Annotated in this window: 20 protein-coding genes and 1 other RNA gene; 2 read left to right on the forward strand and 19 right to left on the reverse strand. The window is 58.4% G+C overall.

The genetic code is table 11. From position 1 onward, the window contains the following. Positions 1–55: 55 nt before the first annotated feature. The 17 genes from ftsZ to rnpB form a co-directional block, all read right to left on the reverse strand. A complete protein-coding gene (gene ftsZ / locus HKD32_RS06630; protein ID WP_194257761.1) occupies positions 56–1,600 on the reverse strand; it encodes a cell division protein FtsZ in 1,545 nt (514 codons plus the stop codon). 57 nt (positions 1,601–1,657) lie between these two features. After that, positions 1,658–3,055: a cell division protein FtsA gene (gene ftsA, locus HKD32_RS06635; protein WP_010503963.1), complete on the reverse strand. Its 1,398-nt coding sequence runs from the start codon at positions 3,053–3,055 to the stop codon at positions 1,658–1,660. Beyond that, a complete protein-coding gene (locus HKD32_RS06640) occupies positions 3,052–4,041 on the reverse strand; it encodes a cell division protein FtsQ/DivIB (RefSeq protein ID WP_061933299.1) in 990 nt (329 codons plus the stop codon). Before HKD32_RS06640 ends, ftsA begins: the two co-directional genes overlap by 4 nt. Next, complete coding sequence (locus HKD32_RS06645; RefSeq protein ID WP_061933297.1) at positions 4,041–4,952, reverse strand: D-alanine--D-alanine ligase; 912 nt, start codon at positions 4,950–4,952, stop codon at positions 4,041–4,043. Before HKD32_RS06645 ends, HKD32_RS06640 begins: the two co-directional genes overlap by 1 nt. After that, positions 4,949–5,863, reverse strand: coding sequence for a UDP-N-acetylmuramate dehydrogenase (gene murB / locus HKD32_RS06650; protein WP_061933295.1), 915 nt, complete (start codon positions 5,861–5,863; stop codon positions 4,949–4,951). Before murB ends, HKD32_RS06645 begins: the two co-directional genes overlap by 4 nt. After that, entirely contained in the window at positions 5,860–7,296 is a 1,437-nt protein-coding gene (murC, locus tag HKD32_RS06655; RefSeq protein ID WP_061933293.1) for a UDP-N-acetylmuramate--L-alanine ligase, read from the reverse strand. The genes murB and murC overlap by 4 nt, the downstream gene beginning before the upstream one ends. 40 nt (positions 7,297–7,336) lie before the next feature. Next, positions 7,337–8,434: an undecaprenyldiphospho-muramoylpentapeptide beta-N-acetylglucosaminyltransferase gene (gene murG / locus HKD32_RS06660; protein ID WP_061933291.1), complete on the reverse strand. Its 1,098-nt coding sequence runs from the start codon at positions 8,432–8,434 to the stop codon at positions 7,337–7,339. Continuing rightward, positions 8,431–9,624, reverse strand: a complete 1,194-nt coding sequence (locus tag HKD32_RS06665; RefSeq protein ID WP_061933289.1) for an FtsW/RodA/SpoVE family cell cycle protein — start codon at positions 9,622–9,624, stop codon at positions 8,431–8,433. Before HKD32_RS06665 ends, murG begins: the two co-directional genes overlap by 4 nt. Positions 9,625–9,629: 5 nt before the next feature. Beyond that, positions 9,630–10,976 (reverse strand): UDP-N-acetylmuramoyl-L-alanine--D-glutamate ligase, encoded by a 1,347-nt coding sequence (murD, locus tag HKD32_RS06670; protein ID WP_194257762.1) that lies wholly within the window; start codon positions 10,974–10,976, stop codon positions 9,630–9,632. After that, positions 10,973–12,064 (reverse strand): phospho-N-acetylmuramoyl-pentapeptide-transferase, encoded by a 1,092-nt coding sequence (mraY, locus tag HKD32_RS06675; RefSeq protein ID WP_061933285.1) that lies wholly within the window; start codon positions 12,062–12,064, stop codon positions 10,973–10,975. The genes murD and mraY overlap by 4 nt, the downstream gene beginning before the upstream one ends. Beyond that, positions 12,064–13,440: a UDP-N-acetylmuramoyl-tripeptide--D-alanyl-D-alanine ligase gene (locus HKD32_RS06680; RefSeq protein ID WP_061933283.1), complete on the reverse strand. Its 1,377-nt coding sequence runs from the start codon at positions 13,438–13,440 to the stop codon at positions 12,064–12,066. Before HKD32_RS06680 ends, mraY begins: the two co-directional genes overlap by 1 nt. Next, complete coding sequence (locus tag HKD32_RS06685) at positions 13,437–14,888, reverse strand: UDP-N-acetylmuramoyl-L-alanyl-D-glutamate--2,6-diaminopimelate ligase (protein WP_061933281.1); 1,452 nt, start codon at positions 14,886–14,888, stop codon at positions 13,437–13,439. Before HKD32_RS06685 ends, HKD32_RS06680 begins: the two co-directional genes overlap by 4 nt. 8 nt (positions 14,889–14,896) lie before the next feature. Continuing rightward, positions 14,897–16,867 carry a peptidoglycan D,D-transpeptidase FtsI family protein gene (locus HKD32_RS06690; protein ID WP_194257763.1) on the reverse strand — a complete coding sequence of 657 codons (1,971 nt, stop codon included), beginning with the start codon at positions 16,865–16,867 and terminating at the stop codon, positions 14,897–14,899. Between the two features lie 82 nt (positions 16,868–16,949). Further along, positions 16,950–17,768, reverse strand: coding sequence for a cell division protein FtsL (gene ftsL / locus HKD32_RS06695; protein ID WP_194257764.1), 819 nt, complete (start codon positions 17,766–17,768; stop codon positions 16,950–16,952). Further along, entirely contained in the window at positions 17,765–18,736 is a 972-nt protein-coding gene (gene rsmH, locus HKD32_RS06700; protein WP_194257765.1) for a 16S rRNA (cytosine(1402)-N(4))-methyltransferase RsmH, read from the reverse strand. The genes ftsL and rsmH overlap by 4 nt, the downstream gene beginning before the upstream one ends. Continuing rightward, positions 18,733–19,203: a division/cell wall cluster transcriptional repressor MraZ gene (gene mraZ / locus HKD32_RS06705; RefSeq protein WP_010503946.1), complete on the reverse strand. Its 471-nt coding sequence runs from the start codon at positions 19,201–19,203 to the stop codon at positions 18,733–18,735. Before mraZ ends, rsmH begins: the two co-directional genes overlap by 4 nt. Before the next feature lie 287 nt (positions 19,204–19,490). Beyond that, positions 19,491–19,893: RNase P RNA component class A (gene rnpB / locus HKD32_RS06710), an RNA gene on the reverse strand. Between the two features lie 74 nt (positions 19,894–19,967). Between rnpB and HKD32_RS06715 the strand changes: the two genes are divergently transcribed. Beyond that, positions 19,968–20,960 carry an alpha/beta hydrolase gene (locus tag HKD32_RS06715; protein ID WP_194257766.1) on the forward strand — a complete coding sequence of 331 codons (993 nt, stop codon included), beginning with the start codon at positions 19,968–19,970 and terminating at the stop codon, positions 20,958–20,960. 13 nt (positions 20,961–20,973) lie between these two features. Here HKD32_RS06715 and HKD32_RS06720 read toward each other — a convergent pair whose 3' ends face one another. Both HKD32_RS06720 and zwf read right to left on the reverse strand, forming a co-directional pair. Next, the gene (locus HKD32_RS06720; RefSeq protein WP_156472000.1) at positions 20,974–21,354 is read right to left on the reverse strand and encodes a hypothetical protein; all 381 of its coding nucleotides are present in this window, start codon (positions 21,352–21,354) and stop codon (positions 20,974–20,976) included. An 84-nt stretch (positions 21,355–21,438) separates the two neighbouring features. Beyond that, on the reverse strand, positions 21,439–22,908 hold the full coding sequence (gene zwf / locus HKD32_RS06725; protein WP_061933270.1) for a glucose-6-phosphate dehydrogenase: 1,470 nt from the start codon (positions 22,906–22,908) through the stop codon (positions 21,439–21,441). Between the two features lie 269 nt (positions 22,909–23,177). Between zwf and HKD32_RS06730 the strand changes: the two genes are divergently transcribed. Then, positions 23,178–23,444, forward strand: a complete 267-nt coding sequence (locus tag HKD32_RS06730; protein ID WP_007283547.1) for a DUF2312 domain-containing protein — start codon at positions 23,178–23,180, stop codon at positions 23,442–23,444. Positions 23,445–23,456: the final 12 nt, after the last annotated feature.

The following is a 23,456-nucleotide window of genomic DNA, read 5'->3' on the forward strand; positions in this document are numbered from 1 at the left end:
GATATTACCCGGCCGCTTCCGCGAAGCAGGAGATCGCGGAAGGAGTGAGACGCTGTCAGCGACGCAGATAGGTTGGAATATCTAGCGTCGAATCGTCAGATCCGTCAGTCGGTGCCTGATGATGACGTTGATCCTGCGTTCCATGCTGGTCGGAAGGGTAGTCACGCGCGTGCGGCTCCGACCGCGGTGCCGATTGCGTAGGCTGCTGAGGTGCCGGGCGGTTACGGAAAGCTCCTGTCATTAGACCAAAGAGGCTACGAGGAGCTTCAGGAGCAGGATTCCGGGGTGGTTCAGAGAAGAGGCCTGCCCGCGGAGAACGCTGGGACATATCGTCCTGCGGAGCCTGAACGTGCTGTTGCGGCGCAACATGGGCGGGCGGTGCTACAGGGCTCTCTGCTGCAGGGGCTGGCTGGGACTGCTGGGGCTGAGCGTTGGGGTCCAGACTGAAATTCGGACGTGCAGGGCCACCGGCGTAGGTTGAGCCGGGCTGGAAATTCTGCGGAGCCGAACGAGACTGGGACGTATTGTCACGTGGTGCAGAGGACGGTGAAGAAGCCTGTGGCTGAACTGGCGGCTGAGCAGGAATGGTCTCTGGACCCTGCGGGCCATTCTTGGATTGTGTATCAATGCCCGTTGCAACAACGGAGACACGAATCCGACCGTTCATGTTTTCATCAATGAGCGCGCCGAAGATGATGTTGGCTTCTTCCGCCACTTCTTCACGGATACGATCTGCAGCCGCATTCACTTCGTAGAGTGTAAGATCTTCACCACCAGTGATGTTGATCAGCAGGCCACGAGCCCCTGCCATGGAGGCATCTTCCAGCAGCGGATTGGAAATGGCGCGCTCGGCAGCAGCAACTGCACGGTCTTCGCCATCTTCTTCGCTGCTGGCTTCGCCGGTGCCCATCATGGCCTTGCCCATCTCTTCCATCACGGCCTTGACGTCCGCAAAGTCGAGATTGATGAGACCTGGAGAAACCATCAGGTCCGTGATGCCCCGAACGCCCATGTTCAGGACGTTGTCAGCCATCTTGAAGGCTTCACGGAAGGTCGTGTTCTGATTGGCTGAATTGAACAGGTTCTGGTTCGGGATGACGATGAGGGTATCGACGTGCTTCTGAAGTTCGGCAATGCCGGACTCAGCAGCCAGCGTACGGCGACGTCCTTCAAAGTTGAACGGCTTGGAAACAACGCCGACTGTCAGAACGCCACGTTCACGCGCCATGCGTGCAATAACAGGCGCCGCGCCTGTACCGGTACCACCGCCCATGCCAGCCGTGATGAAAACCAGATTTGCCCCTTCGAGTTGACGCTCGATTTCCTGTGCCGCTTCTTCAGCAGCTTCCCGGCCGATTTCCGGCTTGGCACCGGCGCCAAGGCCGCGCGTCAGATGGGGGCCAAGCTGGACGCGGCGTTCTGCCTTGGAATGGGCAAGCTGCTGCGCATCCGTGTTGGCCACAACGAACTCAACACCCTTGAGCTCCGAATCGATCATGTTGTTGACGGCATTGGTGCCGCCGCCGCCAACGCCTACGACGGTAATGCGTGGCGCGAGTTCAACGTGAGAGTTCGGGGTCGGGGTAAGGTTCAAAGTCATGATCAGGTCCGGAACTGCGAGAAGGCAAAGTAAAAAAGAGCGTTGATTCTATGTAGCTCATCCACGATCGCGGATGAAGCCTACGAAACGCTTCAGAAGGCCACCAGATCGAGGTTCAGGAGCAGAAATGTCTCCAAAATCGCGATCGGCACCCGCTGCCCAGGCCAGAAGCCCCGCAGCGGTGGAGAAACCGGCCGAAGCTGCTGCAGTCTCCGGCAGGCCATGAACGTTCAGCGGTTTGCCCATGCGAACCGGCCGAGCGAGAATACGTGTTGCGACAGGCACAATCCCTTCCATCAGGGATGCGCCACCCGTCAGAACGACGCGCCCGTTGGCGAGCCGTCCCAGGCCAGCATTGTCGAGAGCATGACGCACAAGTTCAAGCGTCTCTTCAACGCGAGGCTGAATAACGGAAATCACTTTTGAGCGCGGAATACGGGCCAGACGGTCACGCCCTTCACCGATCAGGGGAACTGACAAAATCTCACGCTGGTCGTCAGAGCCAAGTTGTGCCGCGCCATACATGGTTTTCAGGCGCTCGGCTGTTTCCAGAGACGTGGAAAGTACGCCAGCAATATCGCGCGTAACATGCAGACCGCCGACAGGAATTTGTGCTGTGTGGATCAGTTTGCCTTCACAGAACACGGCCAGAGACGTTGTTCCGCCGCCCATTTCAACAACTGTAACGCCTAGATCCCGTTCTTCGTCGGCCAGTACAGCAACACCGGACGCAAACGGACTTGAAACCAGACCATCCAGTTTCAGTTCGGAATGCTGAAGAACTGTGTCCAGCGTACGTAAGGCACTGGAGTTCATATCCACGACATGCAGCTTGGTGGCGAGTTGCTCGCATTGATGCCCTCGCGGATCAACAATGCCCGACATGGAGTCCACGACATACCCGATCGGTAAGGTATGAATGACATCCCGCCCTTCCGACCAGGCGCGTGCCTGCCCGTCTGCAATCAGCCGCTGAACGTCTCCATCTGTAACTTCCCGGCCACCAATTGGCAGTTGTGCGTCAATCAGGCGACTGCGGGGATGCCCGCAGGAAAGATTGACAACCAGCGAGTCCATACGACGTTCAGCGGCTTCTTCTGCCTGCCCGACGGTTGCACGGATCGCAGCTTCGGCTTCACGGATATCGACAATGGATCCCGATCGGATACCGTGCGAGCGACGCCAGCCATAGCCCAGCACCTGAATAGAGCCGTCAGGCTCACCTTTTCCAATCAGGCACGTCATTTTGGTCGTGCCGATATCAAGCGCACCGAAAACGCCATTGCGCCAGACGCGCGGTTTGGACGTTTCTTCTGGCGGAAGTGGCAGAATCTCTCGTGGTGTTCGGTTCAGCGCAACATCACGCTCTCCACCCACGGGAATCAGGGACCGGCCCCGCAGACCGCGCCGGCGACGGAAAGCCGGAAGATCGGACGTTGGTGTGAGATCGGTCATGGCTGTTGTGTCGTCTGCTTACTGTCAGAAGGAGGGGCGGAAGGAACAGTATTGGATTTTGCTGGATCAGACTTGGCTGTGTCAGCTGTTGCGGTATCAGGCGGGGGAGAAGGAGCCGGAACCTGATGAATCACCATTCTGTCAGGCAAGCGCATGTCAATCGAGACAACGGGCCGGTCCAGGAGTTGCATGGATCCCTGATAGCGGGCGAGGCGGGCGAATGCTGCGGCTTCCTCACCTTCTGGCAGGAAGACGGTCGTTCCGTCTTTCAGTGTGACGTTCCAGCGGCGGTCCCCGACACGGATCAGTGCTGTAACACGGGATTTGACATCCGGCTGTTTGGCCAGAGCATCAATCACATTCGCTGCGGCCTTGTTGGCGCCTTCACCAACAACCAATGGAAGCTGAAGAAAAGCCTGAGCATTTTTTCCTGTCAGGCCCTGATCCGGAACTTCCTCGCCCGCACGGTTGATCAGGGTGAAGTGACCATGGGTCTGCCAGACGGCAATCGGGGTCCGTTCCGTCAGATTGATGACGATCGTATCGGGCATCCGACGTTCGACTGTGGCGTGATCGACAAAAGGCAGGTCGTCAATCCGTTTGCGGGCAGCTTCCACGGAAAAGCCGAAAATAGGTCGGCCAAGATTTGTACCCAGTGCGTCATAAAGGGCCTCTTCACTGGTCATGCCACGGCCATTGATGATGACGTGCCTGATGGGCAAAGGCTCCATGGCGACAAGTTTCTCGCGCAAGGGACCGAAACGCTCCTCGGAGGCCGCATCGTAAAGAAGACGGGCACCCACAACGCCTATTCCCATGACCACCAGCAGCACAATTCCTGGTCGGATCAAACGCCTCTGACGACGCCAGAAGAGCTTTGCGCGTGATGGCCTGTCCTCATACGGGGGCATAACCGCCGGGCGGTTACCCCGAAAAGAGGGATCACGGTGGAAATCGGGTTCCTGAGGGCGGCCGTCCCTGCGCATCAGCGGTTCAGTGCCTCCTGAACCATCCAGTCACACAGGTCCGGATAAGAAATGCCACAATAGGCAGCCTGTTCTGGCAACAGGGACGTTGGGGTCATCCCGGGCTGTGTGTTGACTTCAAGAATGATGAGCGTGTCAGTCTCATCGTCGTAGCGGAAGTCCGTCCGGCTGGCCCCGGCACAGCCGAGTGTCTGATGAGCGCGCAGAGCGTAATCAAGCGCGCGCTCCGTGACATCCGCAGGCAGGTCAGCGGGCACGACGTGACGGGAGCCCCCAGCCTTGTACTTGGCTTCGAAATCGTAAAATGCAGCAGTTTCGGCTGGCAGGATATCGGTTACCGCAAGTGCCCGATCCCCCATGACACCCGCCGTCAGTTCACGTCCGGGAATGAAGCTCTCCGCAAGGGCTTCCTTGCCGAAACGCCATGTCCGCGCAATTTCGGCACGACGGTTATCGCCCGCACGGATGATCTCAACGCCAACGGAAGACCCTTCCGCGACCGGCTTGATCACATATGGGACGGGAAGGGGATCAGCCTCCGCCAGTTCGGCAACCGTGACGACGCGACCTTCTGCAACCGGTAGGCCAGCTGCGGCAAGAAGGATACGCGTAGCCCCCTTATCCATCGCGACAGCGGACGCCCGGATGCCAGAATGCGTATAGGGCAGGTTTAGCCATTCCAGAACGCCCTGAATGGCCCCGTCTTCACCTTTGGGGCCATGCAACGCGTTGAAAACAACGTCCGGAGCAGCAGCCTTCAGGGCCTGAATCGTGACAGCAATATCGGACCCGACGTCCACAGGCGTAACATCATGGCCTTTCTCGCGCAGGGCAGAGATGGCGGCATCGCCGCTGACAAGGCTGACAGGTCGCTCGCTGGACGTACCGCCATAAAGAACTGCGACCTTCATACCGTCTTCTCTCCCATATTCCTGCGACCAATGCGTCTGATTTCCCAGTGCAGGTCAATACCGCTCTGATCCAGAACTTTTTTGCGAACGGTCTCACCAAGGGTTTCAAGCTGTTCGCTTGTCGCTTCGCCGAGGTTGAGCAGGAAATTGCAGTGCTTCTCACTGACCTGCGCACCACCAAGCATCATCCCGCGACAGCCTGCTTCATCGACCAGCGCCCAAGCCTTGTGACCTTCCGGATTGCGGAATGTCGATCCACCCGTACGGGCGCGCACGGGCTGAGAGGCTTCACGAGAGGCCCGGATTTCTGCAAGGCGTTCACGAATGGCCTCTGGCTTGTCAGGTGTACCACGCAGGCGGGCGCGGACGACAATAGCCCCGTCAGGCAATTCGGAATGGCGGTAATCGAAACCCAGCTCTTCGCAGGACAGGCGGTGCAGTTCACCATCAGCCGTCAGGATTTCGGCCCAGTCGAGAACAGCTTTGATATCGGAGCCATAGGCACCAGCATTCATGCGCACCGCACCGCCGATGGACCCCGGAATCCCAACAAGAAATTCCAACCCTGCCAGTCCAGCCGCAGCACTGTGTTCGGCCACCGTGACATCCAGAGCCGCCGCTCCCGCGATGATGCCGTCCGCTTCGACCTGAATATCCGAAAAGCCACGGGCCAGACGTACGACGACGCCCTCGATGCCACCATCACGGATAATGACGTTCGAACAAGCCCCGAGAACGGTCAGCGGCAGATCGGTTGGGCGGTTACGCAGAAGATCGGCGAGATCGTCCACATCTTCCGGAACGAACAGCCAGTCCGCAGGGCCGCCGGTCCGGAACCAGGCCCGCGCACCCAGAGGCGCATTGGCCGTCAGGCGTCCGCGCAGTCCGCTGACAGGGAAAGCGTCGTTCATACCGCGCTTTCCGCTGTTGGTTTCTTGGCGTTCAGGGCTTCAAGATCATGCGGGAGTGTCTGAGCCCATTGTGTGATTGTACCCGCGCCAAGGCAGACAACATAATCACCCGGCTTGGCGATGGCGTTGATCATTTCCGGGAGAAGCTCGGGAGAAGGCAGCGGGACAACGGATCGGTGGCCACGATCACGCAGCCCTTCAACCAGGGCATCCCGATCTGCGTCTTCAATCGGGCTTTCCCCGGCGGCATAGACATCTGCTACGATCACGGTATCCGCATCATTCATGCAGGTGCAGAATTCGCCAAACAGCCCTTTGAGGCGAGAATAACGATGAGGCTGCACAACAGCGATGACGTTCTTCGCACCAGCCTGACGGGCCGCTTTCAGAACAGCCGCGATTTCAACCGGATGATGGCCGTAGTCATCAATGATCGCGACGCCATTATATTCGCCAGTGCGGGTAAAGCGACGCTTCACGCCCTTGAACGATGCAAGGCCAGACGCGATGACGGAATCACTGATTTCCATTTCCAGCGCCACGGCAATAGCAGCCAGCGAGTTCAGAACATTATGGTGCCCCAGCATCGGCAGACGGAAAGGCCCAGCCCGGCGCGTCCGGTTATGAGCACGGTTCGTCACTACAACCTCGAATGTCGCACCGCGCTTGTCCATCACAACCTTTTCGGCGCGGACATCGGCCTGTGGGCTGAAGCCATAGGTGATGATGCGATGATCGGACAGGCGTGGGATCATCTGCTGAACCTGCGGATGGTCGACGCAAAGCACAGCAAATCCATAGAACGGAATGTTGGAGACGAACTGGTCATAGCCCGCCTGCATGGCTTCTTCCGTTCCCCAGTGATCGAGATGTTCGGGGTCCATGTTCGTTATGACGGCGATAACGGCCGGAAGGCGCAGGAAGGACCCGTCGCTCTCATCGGCCTCTACGACCATCCAGTCTCCGGAGCCCATGCGCGTATTGGTGCCGTAAGCTTCGATGATGCCGCCGTTGATAACGGTCGGGTCCAGCTTGGCGTGTTCCAGAACACAGGCCACGAGGCTCGTCGTTGTGGTTTTGCCGTGCGTGCCACCAATAGCGACGGACCACCGCAGACGCATCAGTTCTGCCAGCATTTCCGCACGACGCACGACCGGGATCAGCTTTGCACGCGCGGCAACAACTTCCGGATTGTCTTTCTTCACAGCCGTGGACGTCACCACAACCTGAGCATCCCCCAAATTGGCAGCATCATGCCCGATATGGATCTGGATGCCCGCCTGACGAAGACGCTGCACATTCGAGCTTTCCGCAATATCCGAACCCTGAACCCGGTAGCCCAGCATATGCAGAACTTCCGCAATGCCGGACATTCCGATACCGCCGATACCGACGAAATGAATGGTTCCGATGTTCAGGGGCAGGGCGCGCATGGGGCAGGTACTCTTGAGGTAATAGGGCAAAAGAAAAAGATCAGGACTTGAGGTCTGATTCGATCAGGTCGGCTACCTTTGCGGCAGCATGAGGGCGAGCAAAGTGTCGGGCTGCTTCCGCGGCGGCGGCGAGACGGGCCGGATGGGTCAGCAGACCGGCGATCAGGGCCGTAACGGCGGCGGATGTAAAGTCCGGCTGGCGGATCATCCACGCCGCACCAGCATCCTGAAGCGCCTTGCCGTTGGCACCCTGCTCGTCCGAGGCTGCGATGGGGAGCGGAACCAGAATGGATGGCAGGCCCGCCATCGCCAGTTCGGCTACGGACGAGCCGCCTGCACGGCCGATCACCAGATGAGCGGATGTCAGACGATCCGGTACGTCGTTGAAGAACGGCTGAACGTCAACATCAATGCCCGCTTCTTCGTAGATGGCGCGAACACGGTCTGTATCTTCGGCGCGAACCTGCTGTGTCACATGCAGACGCGTGCGAAACCCTATCGGTAAAGCCGCCAAAGCCTGCGGGACAACATCCGAGAACACACGCGCACCAAGAGATCCGCCCCAGACAAGGATGCGAACGGTTTCAGTTGGCGCGGCATAGGGCTGTCCAAATAGCGCTTCAATGCCCGCCCGAACGGGCATGCCCGTCAAGGTCACGTGAGAACCCTGCGGCAGGCGGGCCACGGTCTCATAGGATGTGGCAATCAGCGGAGAAAAACGGGACAGGAACGCATTGGCCTGACCCAGAACGGCATTGCCTTCATGGATGACCATTTCCGGCCGACTGGCTTTCGGCAACATCCGGGACGCCAGCAGAGGCGGGATGGACGGATACCCGCCGAAACCAACAACGGCTGCCGCATCCAGCGTCTTCAGGATCTTGCGGGCTTCCAACATTCCGCGCAGCAGAGCCGTAACACCACGCAGCTTGCCGCCAATGCCCTTGCCCGCCACGCCAGCACCATCCAGCACATATTGCGGGCGATCCTTGAATAGACCCGTCTCACGGCGCCCATGTCGGGCATCCGTCATGAGAACGAGTTCATGACCACGTTCCGCCAGGACCGTCGCAACGGCTTCAGCGGGGAAGAAATGTCCTCCCGTTCCGCCGGCAGCAATGACAATCGGGCGCTTCATGATATGTGTCTTTCAAGCAGGGAACCGGGGGTGTAGGTCGTCGCGACGCGCTGGGCAATCCTGCCGGGGCCAACATGATGGCGCGTCAGTGCGAGAACCATGCCCATCGTCATTGCCACGGACATGGCCGAACTGCCGCCATAAGAAATGAACGGCAGGGTCATGCCTTTCGTCGGAATGAGATGGAGCGTTGATCCCATATTGACGAAGGCCTGCAACCCAAAACCTGTGACCAGACCGGCAGCAGAGACGATCACAAACGGGTCTTCTTCCCGCATCAGCTTCAGCAATGTGCGAAGAACGATAATCCCGAACACGATGATGATGCCAAAGCAGAGCAACAGCCCATATTCTTCGCCCGCAACTGCAAATACAAAGTCAGCATGGGCGTCAGGCAGCAGATCCTTGACGCGTCCTTCGCCCGGGCCACGGCCCAGAAGGCCACCATTGCCGAACGCGCGCAGAGCCGTGTCGATCTGATAGTGATCGCCGACATCCGGATGTAGGAAGCGCTCAACACGGGAACGGACATGCGGGAACATGACAAACGCCATACCGAATGCGCCAACCATGCCGGCAACGCAGAGCCCGACCCAATAAAGCGGCAGACCGTCCACGAAAAGCTGCGTCATGAAGACCATCGTAATGACGGACAACATGCCGATGTCGGGCTGGGATTTCAGCAGCGCCAGAATGACGCCAAAACAGGCGAAGGCGAGGATCATACCGGGAAACGCAATATTTCCACGCAGTACGACGGTACGCCGGGCAGACAGCAGCCACCCCGTCACCACGGCGAAACAGGGTTTTAAAAACTCGGACGGCTGAACGGACATCATGGGGAGCGCAATCCATCGCCGCGCGCCTTTGATTTCCATACCATGAACAAGCGTCATGGCCGTAGCGGCAAGTGCAATGATTCCGCCAATGAAGGCCAGTTTCTTCACGCCTTCGCGGGACAGATACGAGACACCCAGCACGATCGCTCCCGCAAGAGCCAGAAAGATGACCTGCTTGAGAATGAACATGTTTCGGGACGCGCCGATGCGCGATGCAACGGCCGGGCTGGCTGCAAGCATCAGAACGTAGCCAAGGCCAATCAGGATGCCAACGCAGGCGAGCGTGACCCGGTCGGTATTGCGCCACCAGCGGGCGACTGCCGATGAATCGACACGGGAGGTACCCGCCATGACCGTCACCCTTCCTGTTCTGTTGTGAGCATTTCGCCCGACTGGCCTGATTTCACAATATTATCGCAAATCTGGAGAAAGTGTGACCCACGATCCTCAAAACTGCGAAACTGATCGAAACTTGCGCAGGCGGGAGACAAAAGAACGGTTTTCACGCCTTCCGCCAAAGCCGCCCCAAACGCCGCCGGAACGGCACGATCCAGCGTTTCGCAAAGCGTAAAGGCCACGCTATGGGCCTTGAGTGTTTCCGCTAGAAGGGCTGCGTCCCGACCGATCAGGAACGCCTGCGCAATCCGGTCAAACCAGGGGACCAGCATTTCGATGCCGCCAGCCTTGGCTGTACCGCCTGCAATCCACATGACCCGATTATAAGAGCCGAGCGCCTTTGATGCCGCTTCCGCGTTGGTGGCTTTGCTGTCGTTGATGAAAGCTACACCATCACGTTCAGCAATTTTCTGAAGCCGGTGTTCGAGGCCGGGGAAGGATGCCAGTCCCTTGCGAATATCGTCATCGCTCAGCCCAAGATGGCGCGCCATGGCCCAGGCTGCTGCAACGTTTTGAAGATTGTGGCGGCCCGGCAGGGCGTCCCCCACAAATTCAGGTACCGCATCAGGGTTTAACAACGTCACGGGGACGCCTCGAGCCAAGAGGCCGTCTGCAATGTTCTGGCACCAGGAATCATCCTGCCCGATGGCAGCCAGATCCTGCGATGTCATGTTGTCAAAGACATGGGCTTTGGCTGCCGCATACCCATCCATATCGCCATGACGATCTAGATGATCAGGCGTGATATTCAGCAGGCAGGCTGTGGAGGCATGGAAACTGTCCAGCCGCTCCAGCATGTAGGACGACATCTCAATGACATAGACGCCATGGTCTGGAAGTAGAGGCAGGGCAAGGGATGCCGTTCCCAGATTGCCACCTGCGGCACAAGGTACCCCGGCGGACTGAAACAGATGAGCCAGAAGGGCCGTCGTTGTCGATTTGCCGTTGGTTCCGGTGACGGCGACAAAACGTGCCTGTGATCCAGCTTTTCTGACAGTGCGATAGAGTAGTTCGGCATCGGACAGGATCTGGATACCCTGCGCGCGTGCCAGTTCGGCAACGGGATGTGGGGTCGGAAGAAGATGAGGAATACCCGGTGACAGCACGAGGGCTGTCATGCCCGACAGATCTGTCAGAGGAGCAAGCGTCAGCCGGTCGTGAGACGGAAGCACAGGATTACGATCATCCCAGGCCTGAACCTCGGCTCCCATGCCGAGAAGCGCATCCACCACGGCTGCACCATTACGGCCAAGACCGCAGACAGCGTAGCGCTCACCTGCAAGAAGATCTGCCGGAAATCCGTTCATCTCAGTTTCAGCGTGGCCAGACCACACAGTCCCAGAACAATGGAGACAATCCAGAACCGTACGACGATCTTCGGCTCCTGCCAGCCCTTCTTTTCGAAATGATGATGAAGCGGAGCCATCAGAAACACGCGTCGCCCGGTGCGTTTGTACCAGAACACCTGAATGACGACGGACAGCGTCTCCGCCACGAACAGGCCACCAACGATGCACAGAACCAGCTCATGTTTGACGGCTACAGCAACAGCACCCAGTGCGCCGCCCAGCGAAAGGGAGCCTGTATCGCCCATGAAGACGGCTGCTGGTGGGGCATTGAACCACAGGAAGCCAAGCCCGGCCCCGATCAATGCCGCACAGAACACAGCCAGTTCGCCAGTGCCCGGAACCGGATGAAGCTGGAGGTAATCCGCGAAGACATGGTTGCCGACCAGATAGGCGATCAACGCAAAAACCAGAGCAGCGATCACAACCGGAACAATAGCCAAACCATCCAGGCCATCCGTGAAGTTCACGGCATTGCCAAACCCGGTAATCGTAATCATGGCAAAGAGCGGGAAGGCATAACCCAGCGGCAGGAGGATATCCTTCACAAAGGGAAAGGCCACGGCGTTGCGAATTTCGGGGGGCGTCAGATGTTGGAGCCAGATGCCAGCAATGAGAGAGGCCGTGAACTCGCAGCCCAGACGCATCCGTTTTGAAACGCCCTGTGTGTTGCGCTTGGAAAGCTTCAGGTAGTCATCCGCAAACCCGACCGCTCCGAAAGCGGCAGTCGTCAGCATGACGGCCCAGACGAAACCGTTTGTCAGGTCCGCCCAGAGAAGCGTTGCTGAAAACAGGGCAATCAGGATCAACATCCCGCCCATCGTCGGAGTGCCGGCCTTTTCCAGAATATGCCGCTCTGGTCCAAGAGCCCGAATAGGCTGTCCTTCACGCTGGATCCGCTTGAGTTGCGCGATGAACGGATTACCAAGCGCAAGCGAGATCACGAGCGCCGTCAGGCAGGCACATCCGGAACGGAACGTCAGATAATGGAAAAGATTGAAGAAGCCACCATGCGACGAGGCATGTGAGGCAACAAGATTGAAGAGCATCAGGCAGAGACCGGGTTGGAAGCGTTATCGAGAGCGGCGATGACATCGCGCATCCGGCTACCCAGGCTGCCTTTGACAAGCAGAAGATCGCCGGGCCGGAGGGCGCTGAGAAGAAGAGGGGCGAGCGAACGTGCGTCTGGCGCGTAAGCCCCGCGCAGAGCTTCAGGCAGAGCGTCGTAGAGGGCGCGCATATGCTCGCCACAGCAGAAAGCGATCGCGTTCGCAGCAACCACAGCATCTGCCAGAGAACGATGCTCGGCATCCGCAAACGCACCAAGCTCGCGGATGTCTCCCAAGGCGGCTACGCGGCGCTTTGCTGGCAGCAGGGAAAGCGTTTCAAGCGTCGAACGGATACTGGTTGTAGAGGCGTTGTAGCTCTCATCCAGCAACTGAACACCATCCAGCACTGCGCGCATCTGACCACGCCCGGCCCCCGGGACAAAATCCGTCAAAGCATGAGCCGCTTTGGAAACATCTTTCCCAAGAGCAGCAACCGCACCCAAAGCCAATGCGGCATTGCGAGCAAGATGGCGACCCGGTGCATTCAGATGAATGCTCATGTCTCCGACTTCTGGAAGGGTCAGGACAAAGTCACTTCCGTCTGCTGTGCAGACAAGACCAGTCAGTCGGATTTCGGAATTAACGGAAAGACCACTGTGCCAGAGCTTAGCATGGGCTGGGAGTGCCGCATGGAACAGATCCTTCCCGATCGCATCGTCGGGAACGATGGCTGTGCCATCCGCAGTCAAAGCACCAAAGAGCGTAGCCTTTTCGCGTGCAATTTCTTCCACGCTGCCCATATGGCCGAGATGCGCTGTCCCAATCGTGGTGATGATTGCCACATCTGGCCGCACCTGCGCTGCCAATGGCGCAATTTCACCGACATGGTTCATGCCAACTTCACTGACGCAGAACTGTGCGTCCCGTGGGAGGCGGGCGAGCGTCAGAGGAACACCCCAGTGATTGTTATAGGATGCGACAGCCGCATGCGTCGGACCAAGAGCCGACAGCGCCGTACGCAGCATGTCTTTCGTGGTTGTCTTGCCCACACTGCCAGTAACGGCGATGACCTTTCCGTCAAAACGGTCACGCGCGTAACGTCCGAGCGCTTCAAGAGCACGCATCGTATCCGCGACGATCAGTAGACGAGGGTCTGTCGAGCCCCGCGTGTCATGCACCATGACGCACGCCGCGCCAGCTTCGAGTGCCTGTGTAATATGGGCATGCCCGTCACTGGTTTCGCCTTTGAGGGCAATGAACAGATCGCCGGGTTTCAGGGTGCGGGTATCAATGGAAATACCCGTCACGCTGACATCGGCTTCAAGCGTGCCCTGTGTAGCGTCACGAAGTTCCTGACTGGTCCAGAGAGCGGTCATGCTGCACCTGCCAGTTCACGGATCACGCTGCGATCATCAAACGGAAGAACCGTCTGGCCAACAATCTGCCCCTGTTCATGACCTTTGCCCGCAACGACCAGAATGTCACCGGGCTTCAGCGCCTCCAGACCGGCTGCGATGGCCGACCGGCGATCACCGATTTCCAGTGCATCGGGACAGGCCGCGTGAATTGCAGCACGAATGCTCTGCGGTTCTTCCGTGCGTGGGTTGTCGTCTGTGACAATCGCCACATCCGCCATACGGGCCGCAACTTCGCCCATGAGTGGACGCTTGCCACGATCCCGATCACCACCGGCCCCAAAGACCACGACCAAGCGGCCTTCTGTATGCGGGCGAAGGCTTGCCAGAACGCGTTCCAAAGCATCAGGTGTATGGGCATAATCCACATACGCCGCGGCACCATTGGACAATTCGACAGCCCGTTCGCAACGTCCACGCACGCCCGTCAACTGCGGCAGCACATCCACAAGACTGCGTGCGTCGTCTTCTGTCTGCCAGCACATTGCCGCTGCCAGCATCGCATTGTCGGCCTGGAACAATCCCGGCAAACCAAGCGTCATTTCCGGCAAATCTTCGCCATAGAGGGAAAGGCGGACAATCTGGCCCGTCGGGGTAGGACGTGTCTCCAGAAGGCGGAGGGTCTGTCCCGTTTTGCCTGTCGTCCGAAGGGCCATGCCCCGTTGTGCCGCGGTAGCGTGCAGAGCGTTCAGCGTATCTGCGTCCATATCGGAATTGACGGCCGCAATCCCGTTGGCAGGCAGAAGATCTTCGAAAAGACGCAGTTTCGCGGCACGATAGGCTTCAAGAGTGCCGTGATAATCCAGATGGTCTCGCGTCAGGTTTGAGAACCCGGCGGCATTGAGATGCACACCATCCAGCCGGTGCTGCTCCAGACCATGAGACGACGCTTCAAGGGCGACATGATCCACCCCATGCTGGGCCAGAGACGCCAGCGTGGCTGCCAGTGAGACCGGATCGGGTGTTGTCAGGGAAGGGGGAGGCGGAACATCGACATTCGCAATCAGTCCCAGCGTGCCGAGGCTTGCAGCCTTGAGTCCCTGAAGCGTCCAGAGCTGACGCAGAAACTCAGCCGTGCTGCTCTTGCCGTTCGTTCCGGTGACGGCTGCAATGCAGGAGGGCTGCGGCCCCGCAAGTGTTGCCGCCATCAGCGCAAGCAGATGCTTGGCGTCCGGCGTCAGGAGAACCGGGATGTCTGCTTCAGCGGGATGATCCGCAATGATGGCGACGGCACCCTTTGCGACAGCCTGAGGAATAAATGCTGCTCCGTCCTGTTTCGCGCCACGCAGAGCGAAAAACAGTGTGCCCGGCTGAACCTGTCTGCTGTCTGCCGTGACAGTCAGGATTTCAGGGTCGACGGAAGGCGACAGAACGGAACCATTCTGCCGGAGAAGTTCAGAGAGACGCATGGGCAGGCTCAGTGCTGTGTCTTGGGAGAATGCGCCTGATTGCGCGGATCACCGGGATCGTTTCCGGGACCGAGGGCACGATAGCCCGCTGGCACAGACGGATTCATGGGAATGGCGAGAGACGCTTCAATCGCGTCCTTGTTGGCTGTGTCCGGGAACTGGTTCAGGATTGGTCCAACACGTGAAATGATCTTTTTCACGGTTGGCGCGGCGTTCCAGGCAGCTGTGGTCCAGCCGTGGGTTGCCGCTGTACCCTGCGGACTGTCGAGCATGACATAAACCGCATAATGCGGATTGTTCATCGGGAAGACACTGGTGAAGGCCGAAACGTTGACGTGTTTCAGGTATCCGCCATGGGCACCGATTTTTTCCGCCGTACCTGTCTTACCACCAACATAGTACCCCGGAACCTCAGCTGATTTGCCGCTGCCGACCGTGACGTCGAGGCGCAACAGTTTGCGAAGCAGGGCAGACGTCTTTTCTGACAGAACCCGCGTTCCAACGGGCGTTTGTGCGCCGATATCATCGCCATTATCGGTCTCATCCGGCTTGTACGCAACGGGCCGGACCTTGGCGTCTGGTGTCTGGGCTTCATCCTGCTGGTCGCGCGCCACAAGCGTCGGTTTGAGCAGGATACCACCATTCACAGTCGCTGCGGTGCCACGGACAATGGCGAGAGGAGGCTCAGCCACGCCATGGCCAAAGCCCACGGTCATGACCGTTGAAAGCCCCCAGTTCTTTGACGCTGGCACCAGAGGACGCCCGGCTTCGGGCAACTCAACCGGAACACGGTTGAAAAACCCCATACTGCGTAGCCAGTCCTGCTGACGCTGGGCGCCAACATCCAGAGCGATGTGTGCCGCCGCCGGGTTGGACGAGTAGGCCAGAACACCTGGCAAAGACAGCCAAGGCGCAAAATGATCGGTCTTCATGTCACGGATGGTGAAGCGTCCGACCCGGATGGGGATGGTCGAGAACCGATCCCAGATATGCACAACGCCGAGCTGGAGACCCATTGCGGCAGTTTGAAGCTTGAACGTCGAACCCGGTTCGTACATGCCCGTCACAGCGCGGTTAAAACGGGCATCATTTGGCGCATGGTTGAAGTCGTTAGCGTCATAGTCAGGCAAACTGACCATGGCGAGGATCTCGCCCGTTCGCACATCCATGACGATTGCTGAGGCACCAATGGCCGAAAACTCATCCTTGGCAGCCGCAAGCTCGTCATGGGCCACGGCCTGCACACGTACATCCAGAGACAGTCGAAGCGGCGTCCGATCTGAATTCAGGCGTTGATCAAAAAAGCGCTCGACGCCAGCAATGCCGTGGTCGTCAATATCCACGCTTCCCATGATCTGGGCAGCCGTCCGGCCAAGCGGATAGTGGCGACGCTCGCCAGCTTCAAAATAGATACCGGGAATACCCAGATTGTTGATCGCGATTTCCTGCACCGGAGAAATATCGCGGGCAATGTAAACGAACTGCTTCTTCAGGGAGAGGCGACGAACAGTTTCCGCCTCATCCAGTTTTGGCAGAACAGTCTTCAGCTTCTTCGTCGCATCCTCTGGATCAATCAATTCCATCGGATTGGCGTAGACCTGCGCGACTGGAAGAGAGAGAGCCAGCGTCTGACCATTTCGGTCCGTAATGGTCGCGCGCTTGACGGAAGGCAGAACAAAATCGCCCGCCATCTCACCGCGTGGATCACTCTTGGGAATTTCCGGAACCTGAGGCGCGATCTGCCGCTTTTCCGGCTCCATCGGCATCAGAACTGTTGCAAAAGTCGCCTTAAGGGCGACTGCACCATAGATCGCAAGAAAGCCCATGCCGGCCACGAGAAGGCGGCCATGCATCTGGTCAAGGTTCAGGCGGCGGGACGAAGGCTTCGGTCCCGCTGCCTGCGAGCCGCGCCGCTCCGCCCGTTTATTCTGGCGTGCTGCGCGACGCGAACCTGATGGGGGTGGCACGTCCTGAGGCATCGTGCGGCGTTGCGTCCTATGTAAGGTGCTCGCCCGAAGCTATCCGGAAAATACTTGACGAGCAGTTAACGAGAGGGAGGTCTCAGTTAGCCAACGGAACCGGCGGGGGCAATGCATCTCCGTCATTTCCCAGCGCAGAGCTGGCATGATGACGGACGCGCGGACGCTCTTCTTCGGCAACCCGCGTCAGTGACGCTTCACGGACCTGATGAACTGGCTGGCTGTGCCAGGCCGTGGCGACCACAGGCGTGGGACGTGTTCCATGGTAACTCACCAGGCGTACGCTTGGCGTCACATCAGATCGTGCCGCACTCAGATGAGGAACCACAGGGCGCGTGGCTGCCGCAGATGCCAGTTCAGTGTCGGCGCTATGAACAATCCGGTCTGCACGCGGATGAACAGGACGAGGTATTGCAACGGCCTTGGCTGTCACGATGCGTGGCGTGGCTGGAAGAGGCTGTGGGGCTGCTGCGGCAATAACCGGAGTATGTGTGACCGGTACGACAGGACGGGTAACGGGGGCTGCCGGAAGCGGCAGATGCGCCTCGGTTGCTGCGCGGTTCACGACTTCATGGAGTCCCTCGCGCGGATCAGCGGGGGTCGGACGGGAGCCAGGAGCGGGCAGGCGGCTTTCCATGCTGGCCATCCGCACGAACTGATCCGGAGCCATTGGGTGGAGATCGGGCACAAAGCGTGCTGCCAGAACATTCAGGCGATCCGGCTGATTGAGAAGCGCCCATTCCGTCCGCAGCATGGCTGTCTGCGAGCGGACCTTCTGCGTCTCCTGAACGATCTTGGTAATCTTCTGATCAAGGACCGTCGTCTCATGTTTCTTGGTATAGAGAAACAGGCCGGACCCTGCGGCGAGGACAGCGCAGGCGATGGTGAAAGGCCGGATCATGCTCGGTTTCCTGAGGCGGACGGTTGAGAGGCGGAATTACGAACCAGGGCGCGCAGACGTGCGCTTCTTGCTCTGGGGTTTTCCCGCGCTTCCTCTTCCGTGGCAGGCAGGGGGCGGGAATGGAGAAGGGAAAAAGCTGGCGGCTCTTTCCGGACGGGAGCCGGATCGTAGCGGGACGGGTTGGCTGTGCGGCCAGCCAGTTCCGCCATGGCACGCTTTGCCAGACGATCTTCAAGAGAATGGAACGTCACGACAACGAACACACCACCCGGAGCCAGAAGGCGAGGGGCAGCTTCCAGTGCGCGTTCCAGTTCACCCAACTCGTCGTTCACGGCAATCCGAAGACCCTGAAAGCTGCGGGTGGCCGGATCGATCTTGGAGCGATCTTTGGGAACGCAGGAGCGCACGATATGAGCCAGACGACCTGTTGTCGTGATTGGCTCTTCGGCGCGTGCGGTAACAATAGCGCGGGCAATGCGGCGGGAGAGCTTCTCTTCGCCGTAGCGATAGAGAACATCCGCCAGATCACTTTCCTTCATGGAATTAACGAGATCTGCAGCAGATGGGCCGTCAGTGCCCATACGCATGTCCAGCGGGCCGTCATTGCGGAAAGAAAATCCTCGCTCGGCCTGGTCGATCTGAAACGATGAGACGCCCAGATCCAGAACGATCCCGTCAAACGGGCCATCCTGCCCGACGAGCTCTTCCATATTCCCGAACGTGCCCTGATGCATGATCAGGCGGCCATTAGCCTGCTGAGCCATGGCTTCGCCGCGTGCAATGGCCGTGGGATCACGATCAATGCCGTGCAGGGTGCAATCCGCACTGTTCAGGATGGCACGGGCATAGCCGCCGCCTCCGAAGGTGCCGTCCAGATAGCGACCGCCATCGCGGGGGGAAAGTGCTTCAAGCACTTCCTTCAGCATGACGGGGACATGCCCCTGATGGATGATAGTAATCGCGTTCATGCCGCAACTCCGTTGGCCGGTCTGCGGCTGCCTGTCAGTTCTTTTGCCCGTGCACGCGCTTGAAGGCGACGCTCCGCTGCCGCTTCCGGATTCCAGATCTGGAAAACGCGACCCAGTCCCATGAACGACACCTCGTCTGTCAGCGAAGCATGCGTGCGCAGAACATCCGGAAGAATGATCCGGCCTTCCTTGTCGCTGTCCAGCGGATAGGCATCCGCATACAGGCTGGCCGCAAGGTCATCATGATCTTCCGAGAACGGATCGTATTCGTCGAGTGGCTGAGCCAGAGAGGCGAAAGCAGCCGACGTCCATGCCTCAATGCAGGGATGCAGATGCGATGGACGAAGAATAACCAGAGCCTCACCCGGCTGGGCCTGTGTTCTGAGAGCGGATCGGAAGGGGGCCGGAATGGAAACACGTCCCTTGGCGTCAAAGCGGTTCTGATGCGTGCCGAGGAACATGCTCATTGATGATGTGCCTCCCTTCACTTCAGGACCCGCGCAAGGTGTTCAGGTATTTCTCTGTTCTTTCTTGGGATACCATGGGATTTTATGGGACGTCAAACACATATCTGCGAAAAACGGCAGAAAACTGCGGCTATTTTCAATGCGGGAATTGTGACGCGATTTTTTGCTATTTATTAGGAATTATCAGGGATAATCGTCCGGCGAGATCTATACCTGCCGCTATTTGTTCCTTTTATGTTCTCTTGATATCTGTTCTGGGAAGTACTGGAGAACGGTTTTGGATCAGAGGTGCCAGACGGCCTGTAAGCCGGGTTCTGTCCGCCAAAGGCGGGACGATCATTCCTCTGGGACATGCATTGCTGCATGCCTCACGCAACCAACCCGAACGACGGAGTGAGATGCTCCCGGCTGCCTTGCGACAGCCTGCCGTTCCTATTCGGTCTTGCTCCCGGTAGGGTTTACCGTGACCGACGCCGTTGCCGGAATCGCGGTGCGCTTTTACCGCACCGTTTCGCCCTTACCCGCGACATGTTCCAGAAGGAACAGTCCGGCGGGCGGTCTGTTTTCTGTGGCACTGTCCCTAGGGTCGCCCCCGCCGGCTGTTAGCCGGTACCGTTTTCCCATGGAGCCCGGACTTTCCTCCATGACAGAGATCCTCATCCCGGTCACAGCGATCGTCCAGCCGTCTGGCGGGCGGACCTTGCGCCGGGAGCGGTTGCGGGTCAAGGGCAGACTTTCGGTTCATTTGTCGCCATGATGCTGGAATGCAACCGACTTTTGCTCTGCGGATCTTTCTTTTCTGGCTGGAATGGCAAGCTCGTCGTCGCGGAATGGTATCTCGTTCCGTGCCCATTGATGTGGTGCCGGACATCCCAGCGCCTATGCCGTCAGCTACGGCTCTCGCGCATCTTAGGCGGGTGATCGGGAGGCCAAGTTTTCCTCAATGTCTGTCCTCGCTGCGCATTCGCAAATGGATTGAGATCAACGTGCTAGGCGAAGTGGGAGAGCGACCTGCGCGGCTCTATCGTCCCAGAGGGAAAGTCACGGGCATTGTGCTGTTTCTGCACGGTGGAGGATTCGTTCATTGCGACACAACCTCCCACCACGGTATCTGCTGCCGACTGGCTGCGACATCGGGTGCCATGGTTCTATCACTTGATTACCGTCTTGCGCCTGAACATCGATTCCCTGCGGGGCTGAGAGACGCACAGGCAGCCCTTAAATGGCTCAGGCAGGTTGCACCCAAGCTTCCGATTGCAGTGGCGGGTGACAGTGCTGGAGGGAATCTTTCAGCCGCGCTGACGCATTGGAGTCGCATCGACCCAGATATTACTCTGGCTGCTCAGCTTCTCTATTACCCGGCCGTCAGTGGTCCGATCATTCCTGCGTCCCGGCAGGCCTATGGCCAAGGCTATATGCTCACTACGGAACTGCTGCACTGGTACTGTGGGCAGACCCTTGCGGCTCCGGATGATCTGTTTGATCCAGAGTTTTCGCCAGTTTTTGCCGAGACCTTCAAGAATCTTCCACCTGCGATGATCGTAACGGCTGGTTTCGATCCGTTAAGAGGTGAGGGAGAGCTTTATACCCGTCTACTCAGAGATGCAGGTGTTCCGGTTCGATATCGCCTCTTCCCGCGCATGATCCACGGCTTCCTGAACGGATATGCTTTGTTCCGGGATGGGCGGACGGCTCTGCGGGAAGGAGGAGAGTTTTTGAAAGATGCTTTCAGGAAGGCTGGGGCGGTTCCTTCCTGAAAAGCCAGTTCTGTCAGGGTTGAAGCTGACGAAAGGAACCGGGCGTACCTGCATCCGTCTGAAGGGTTTGCTCGCTGCGATCAACTTTCACGCTGAACAGCTTGTCAGCGGATGGCTTGTCACCCGGGCAACCGTTTCCATGCCGTCCCAACACGTCAATGATCGGATTATTGTCCGCAGCATTACCATTGACGACAAATACCAGGCACTTTTTCGGCATGTCCGTCAGGCCGTCATTGGTCACGACGAGGCGCAGATGTTCAACAAGGGCTGTGTTGTCGAACCAACTCAGCTTGTTGAACGTGAACTTGTCATAGGAAAAGTCCAGAAGTCCGGTACGAACGATCACGAACATCAACAGAAACGCCGGCACCACAATCAGGAGCCGGCGCATCAGATGCTGTTTGAGTGTACGAGGCGGACGCCGTGTGCCCCGTGAAAAACGGGGCTTTGCGTTCGCGTTGTCAGTCAAAAGCGTTTACTCCATATCTTCGTGCCACTTGTCGCCCTTGGCGGCGAGCATTTCTGCAGATTTTTCCGGACCGTACGAACCGGCACTGTAAGTCTGCATCGGCACCTTGTTCTCGCTCCAGGCATTGAGAACAGGCTCAGCCCAGCGCCATGCCGCTTCGACCTCGTCACGACGGATGAAGAGAATAGGATTGCCCCGCACCGCGTCAAGGAGAAGACGCTCGTAAGAGTCCGGGAAGGGCAGTCCGCCTTCCATTCGAATTGTCGTGTCCAGATCAGCAGTACGCAGTGTATAGGCGTCCAGAGCCGGATTTTTGACGTTCAGCTGAAGCTCGATACCTTCATTGGGCTGAATGCGGATAACCAGACGGTTTCCTGCCGGTGCTGAACCAAAAAGCGTGGTCGGAGCGGAGCGGAAGCGAATAACGATTTCGCTGACCTTGTGGGCAGAGCGCTTTGCAGTGCGGATATAGAACGGCACACCCTTCCAGCGGGGTGTATCAACCCAGGCCCGGATGGCAGCGTAGGTTTCCGTGTTGCTTGGCTGCCCAAGCTCTTCCAGATAGCCCGGAACGCTCTGACCGCCGACAACGCCTGCCGTGTACTGAGCGCGAACTGTTTCAGTCGGTACCGTTTCATCCGTGATGGGACGAAGGGCGTTCAGGACGGCCAGTTTCGCATTGCGAACAGTATCGGCTTCCAAAGAGTCCGGAGCTTCCATGGCCACAAGACACAGAACCTGAAGAAGATGGTTCTGAATCATATCGCGCATAGCGCCCGACGTGTCGTAGTAGGACGCACGTCCCTCTACCCCAACAGTTTCGGCGGCCGTGATCTGCACGCTTTCAATCTGCTCGCCAGACCAGATTGCATTCATGATCGGATTGGCAAAGCGCAGCGCCAGAACATTCTGGACGGTCTCTTTTCCAAGATAATGATCGATGCGGTAGATCTGGTTTTCGGGGAAATACTGACCAACACCGTCATTGATGGCGGTAGCTGTGGCCATATCCGTGCCGATCGGCTTCTCCAGCACAACGCGCGAATGGGGCGTTACGAGACCGTGGCTATGCAGGTTCTCGCAAATGCGACCATAGAGCTGAGGCGCTGTCGCGAAGTAATAGACGCGGATCCGGTCGGCCGGGGCCTGGGAGAGAAGGGAAGATAAATCCCCCCATTCACTGTCTGCCTTTGTGCCATCAAGTGTGACATAGTGTAGAAGGCTGAGAAAACGGTCTACAAGGACCGATGACCGGACATCATCAGGTATGAAGCGTTCCAGCGCCTCTCTGGCGCGGGCAACATAGCCTTCCCGGTCGATATCCGTACGCGCGGTTCCGATGATGCGGGCATCATCAGGAATCTGCCCCATGCGGAGACGGTTATAAAGCGCAGGCAGAAGCTTGCGCATCGTGAGATCGCCGGTGGCGCCAAAGATAACATAGTCGAATGGCTCGACCTGCTGGACGTGTTCCATGAGTGCTCTCTGACCTCTCGAACCCGGATTGTCGGGGAAAAGGGTTTAGGGTTCAGGCCTTTGCAGGCACGGTCTAGTTCCGCTCTGGGGGGCTTTCTGTCAAGGGAACGGGCATGCACGACATCGGGAGGACCCATCACGGAAACGCGCGCGTTCCCTAAATGTGCACATAAACCCGTTGACCTCCCAAGCCCCGGCGCGATAAGCCGCGCGGCTGGTATCGCATCTTTGCGGCACTCTGGACTTATGCCTGAAAAAGGAAATCGAACATGGACGCAGAAAGCAAAATCGAAGGCGCCGCAACGGGTGGCATTGCTGCCGACCGCCTGCGCTCCATCATTGAGCGGGTTGAGCGTCTGGAAGAAGAACGCAAGGCTCTGGCAGGGGACATCAAGGACATTTTCTCGGAAGCGAAGTCTGCCGGTTTTGACGTGAAGGTGATCAAGCAGATCATCAAGCTGCGCAAGCAGGAGCCTGCCGAGGTGGAAGAGCAGGAAACGCTGCTCGACATCTATCGCCGTGCCTTGGGTATGTAACTCGGGTATATA

It is taken from the genome of Gluconobacter japonicus, assembly GCF_015244665.1.
Taxonomy (GTDB): Bacteria; Pseudomonadota; Alphaproteobacteria; order Acetobacterales; family Acetobacteraceae; genus Gluconobacter; species Gluconobacter japonicus.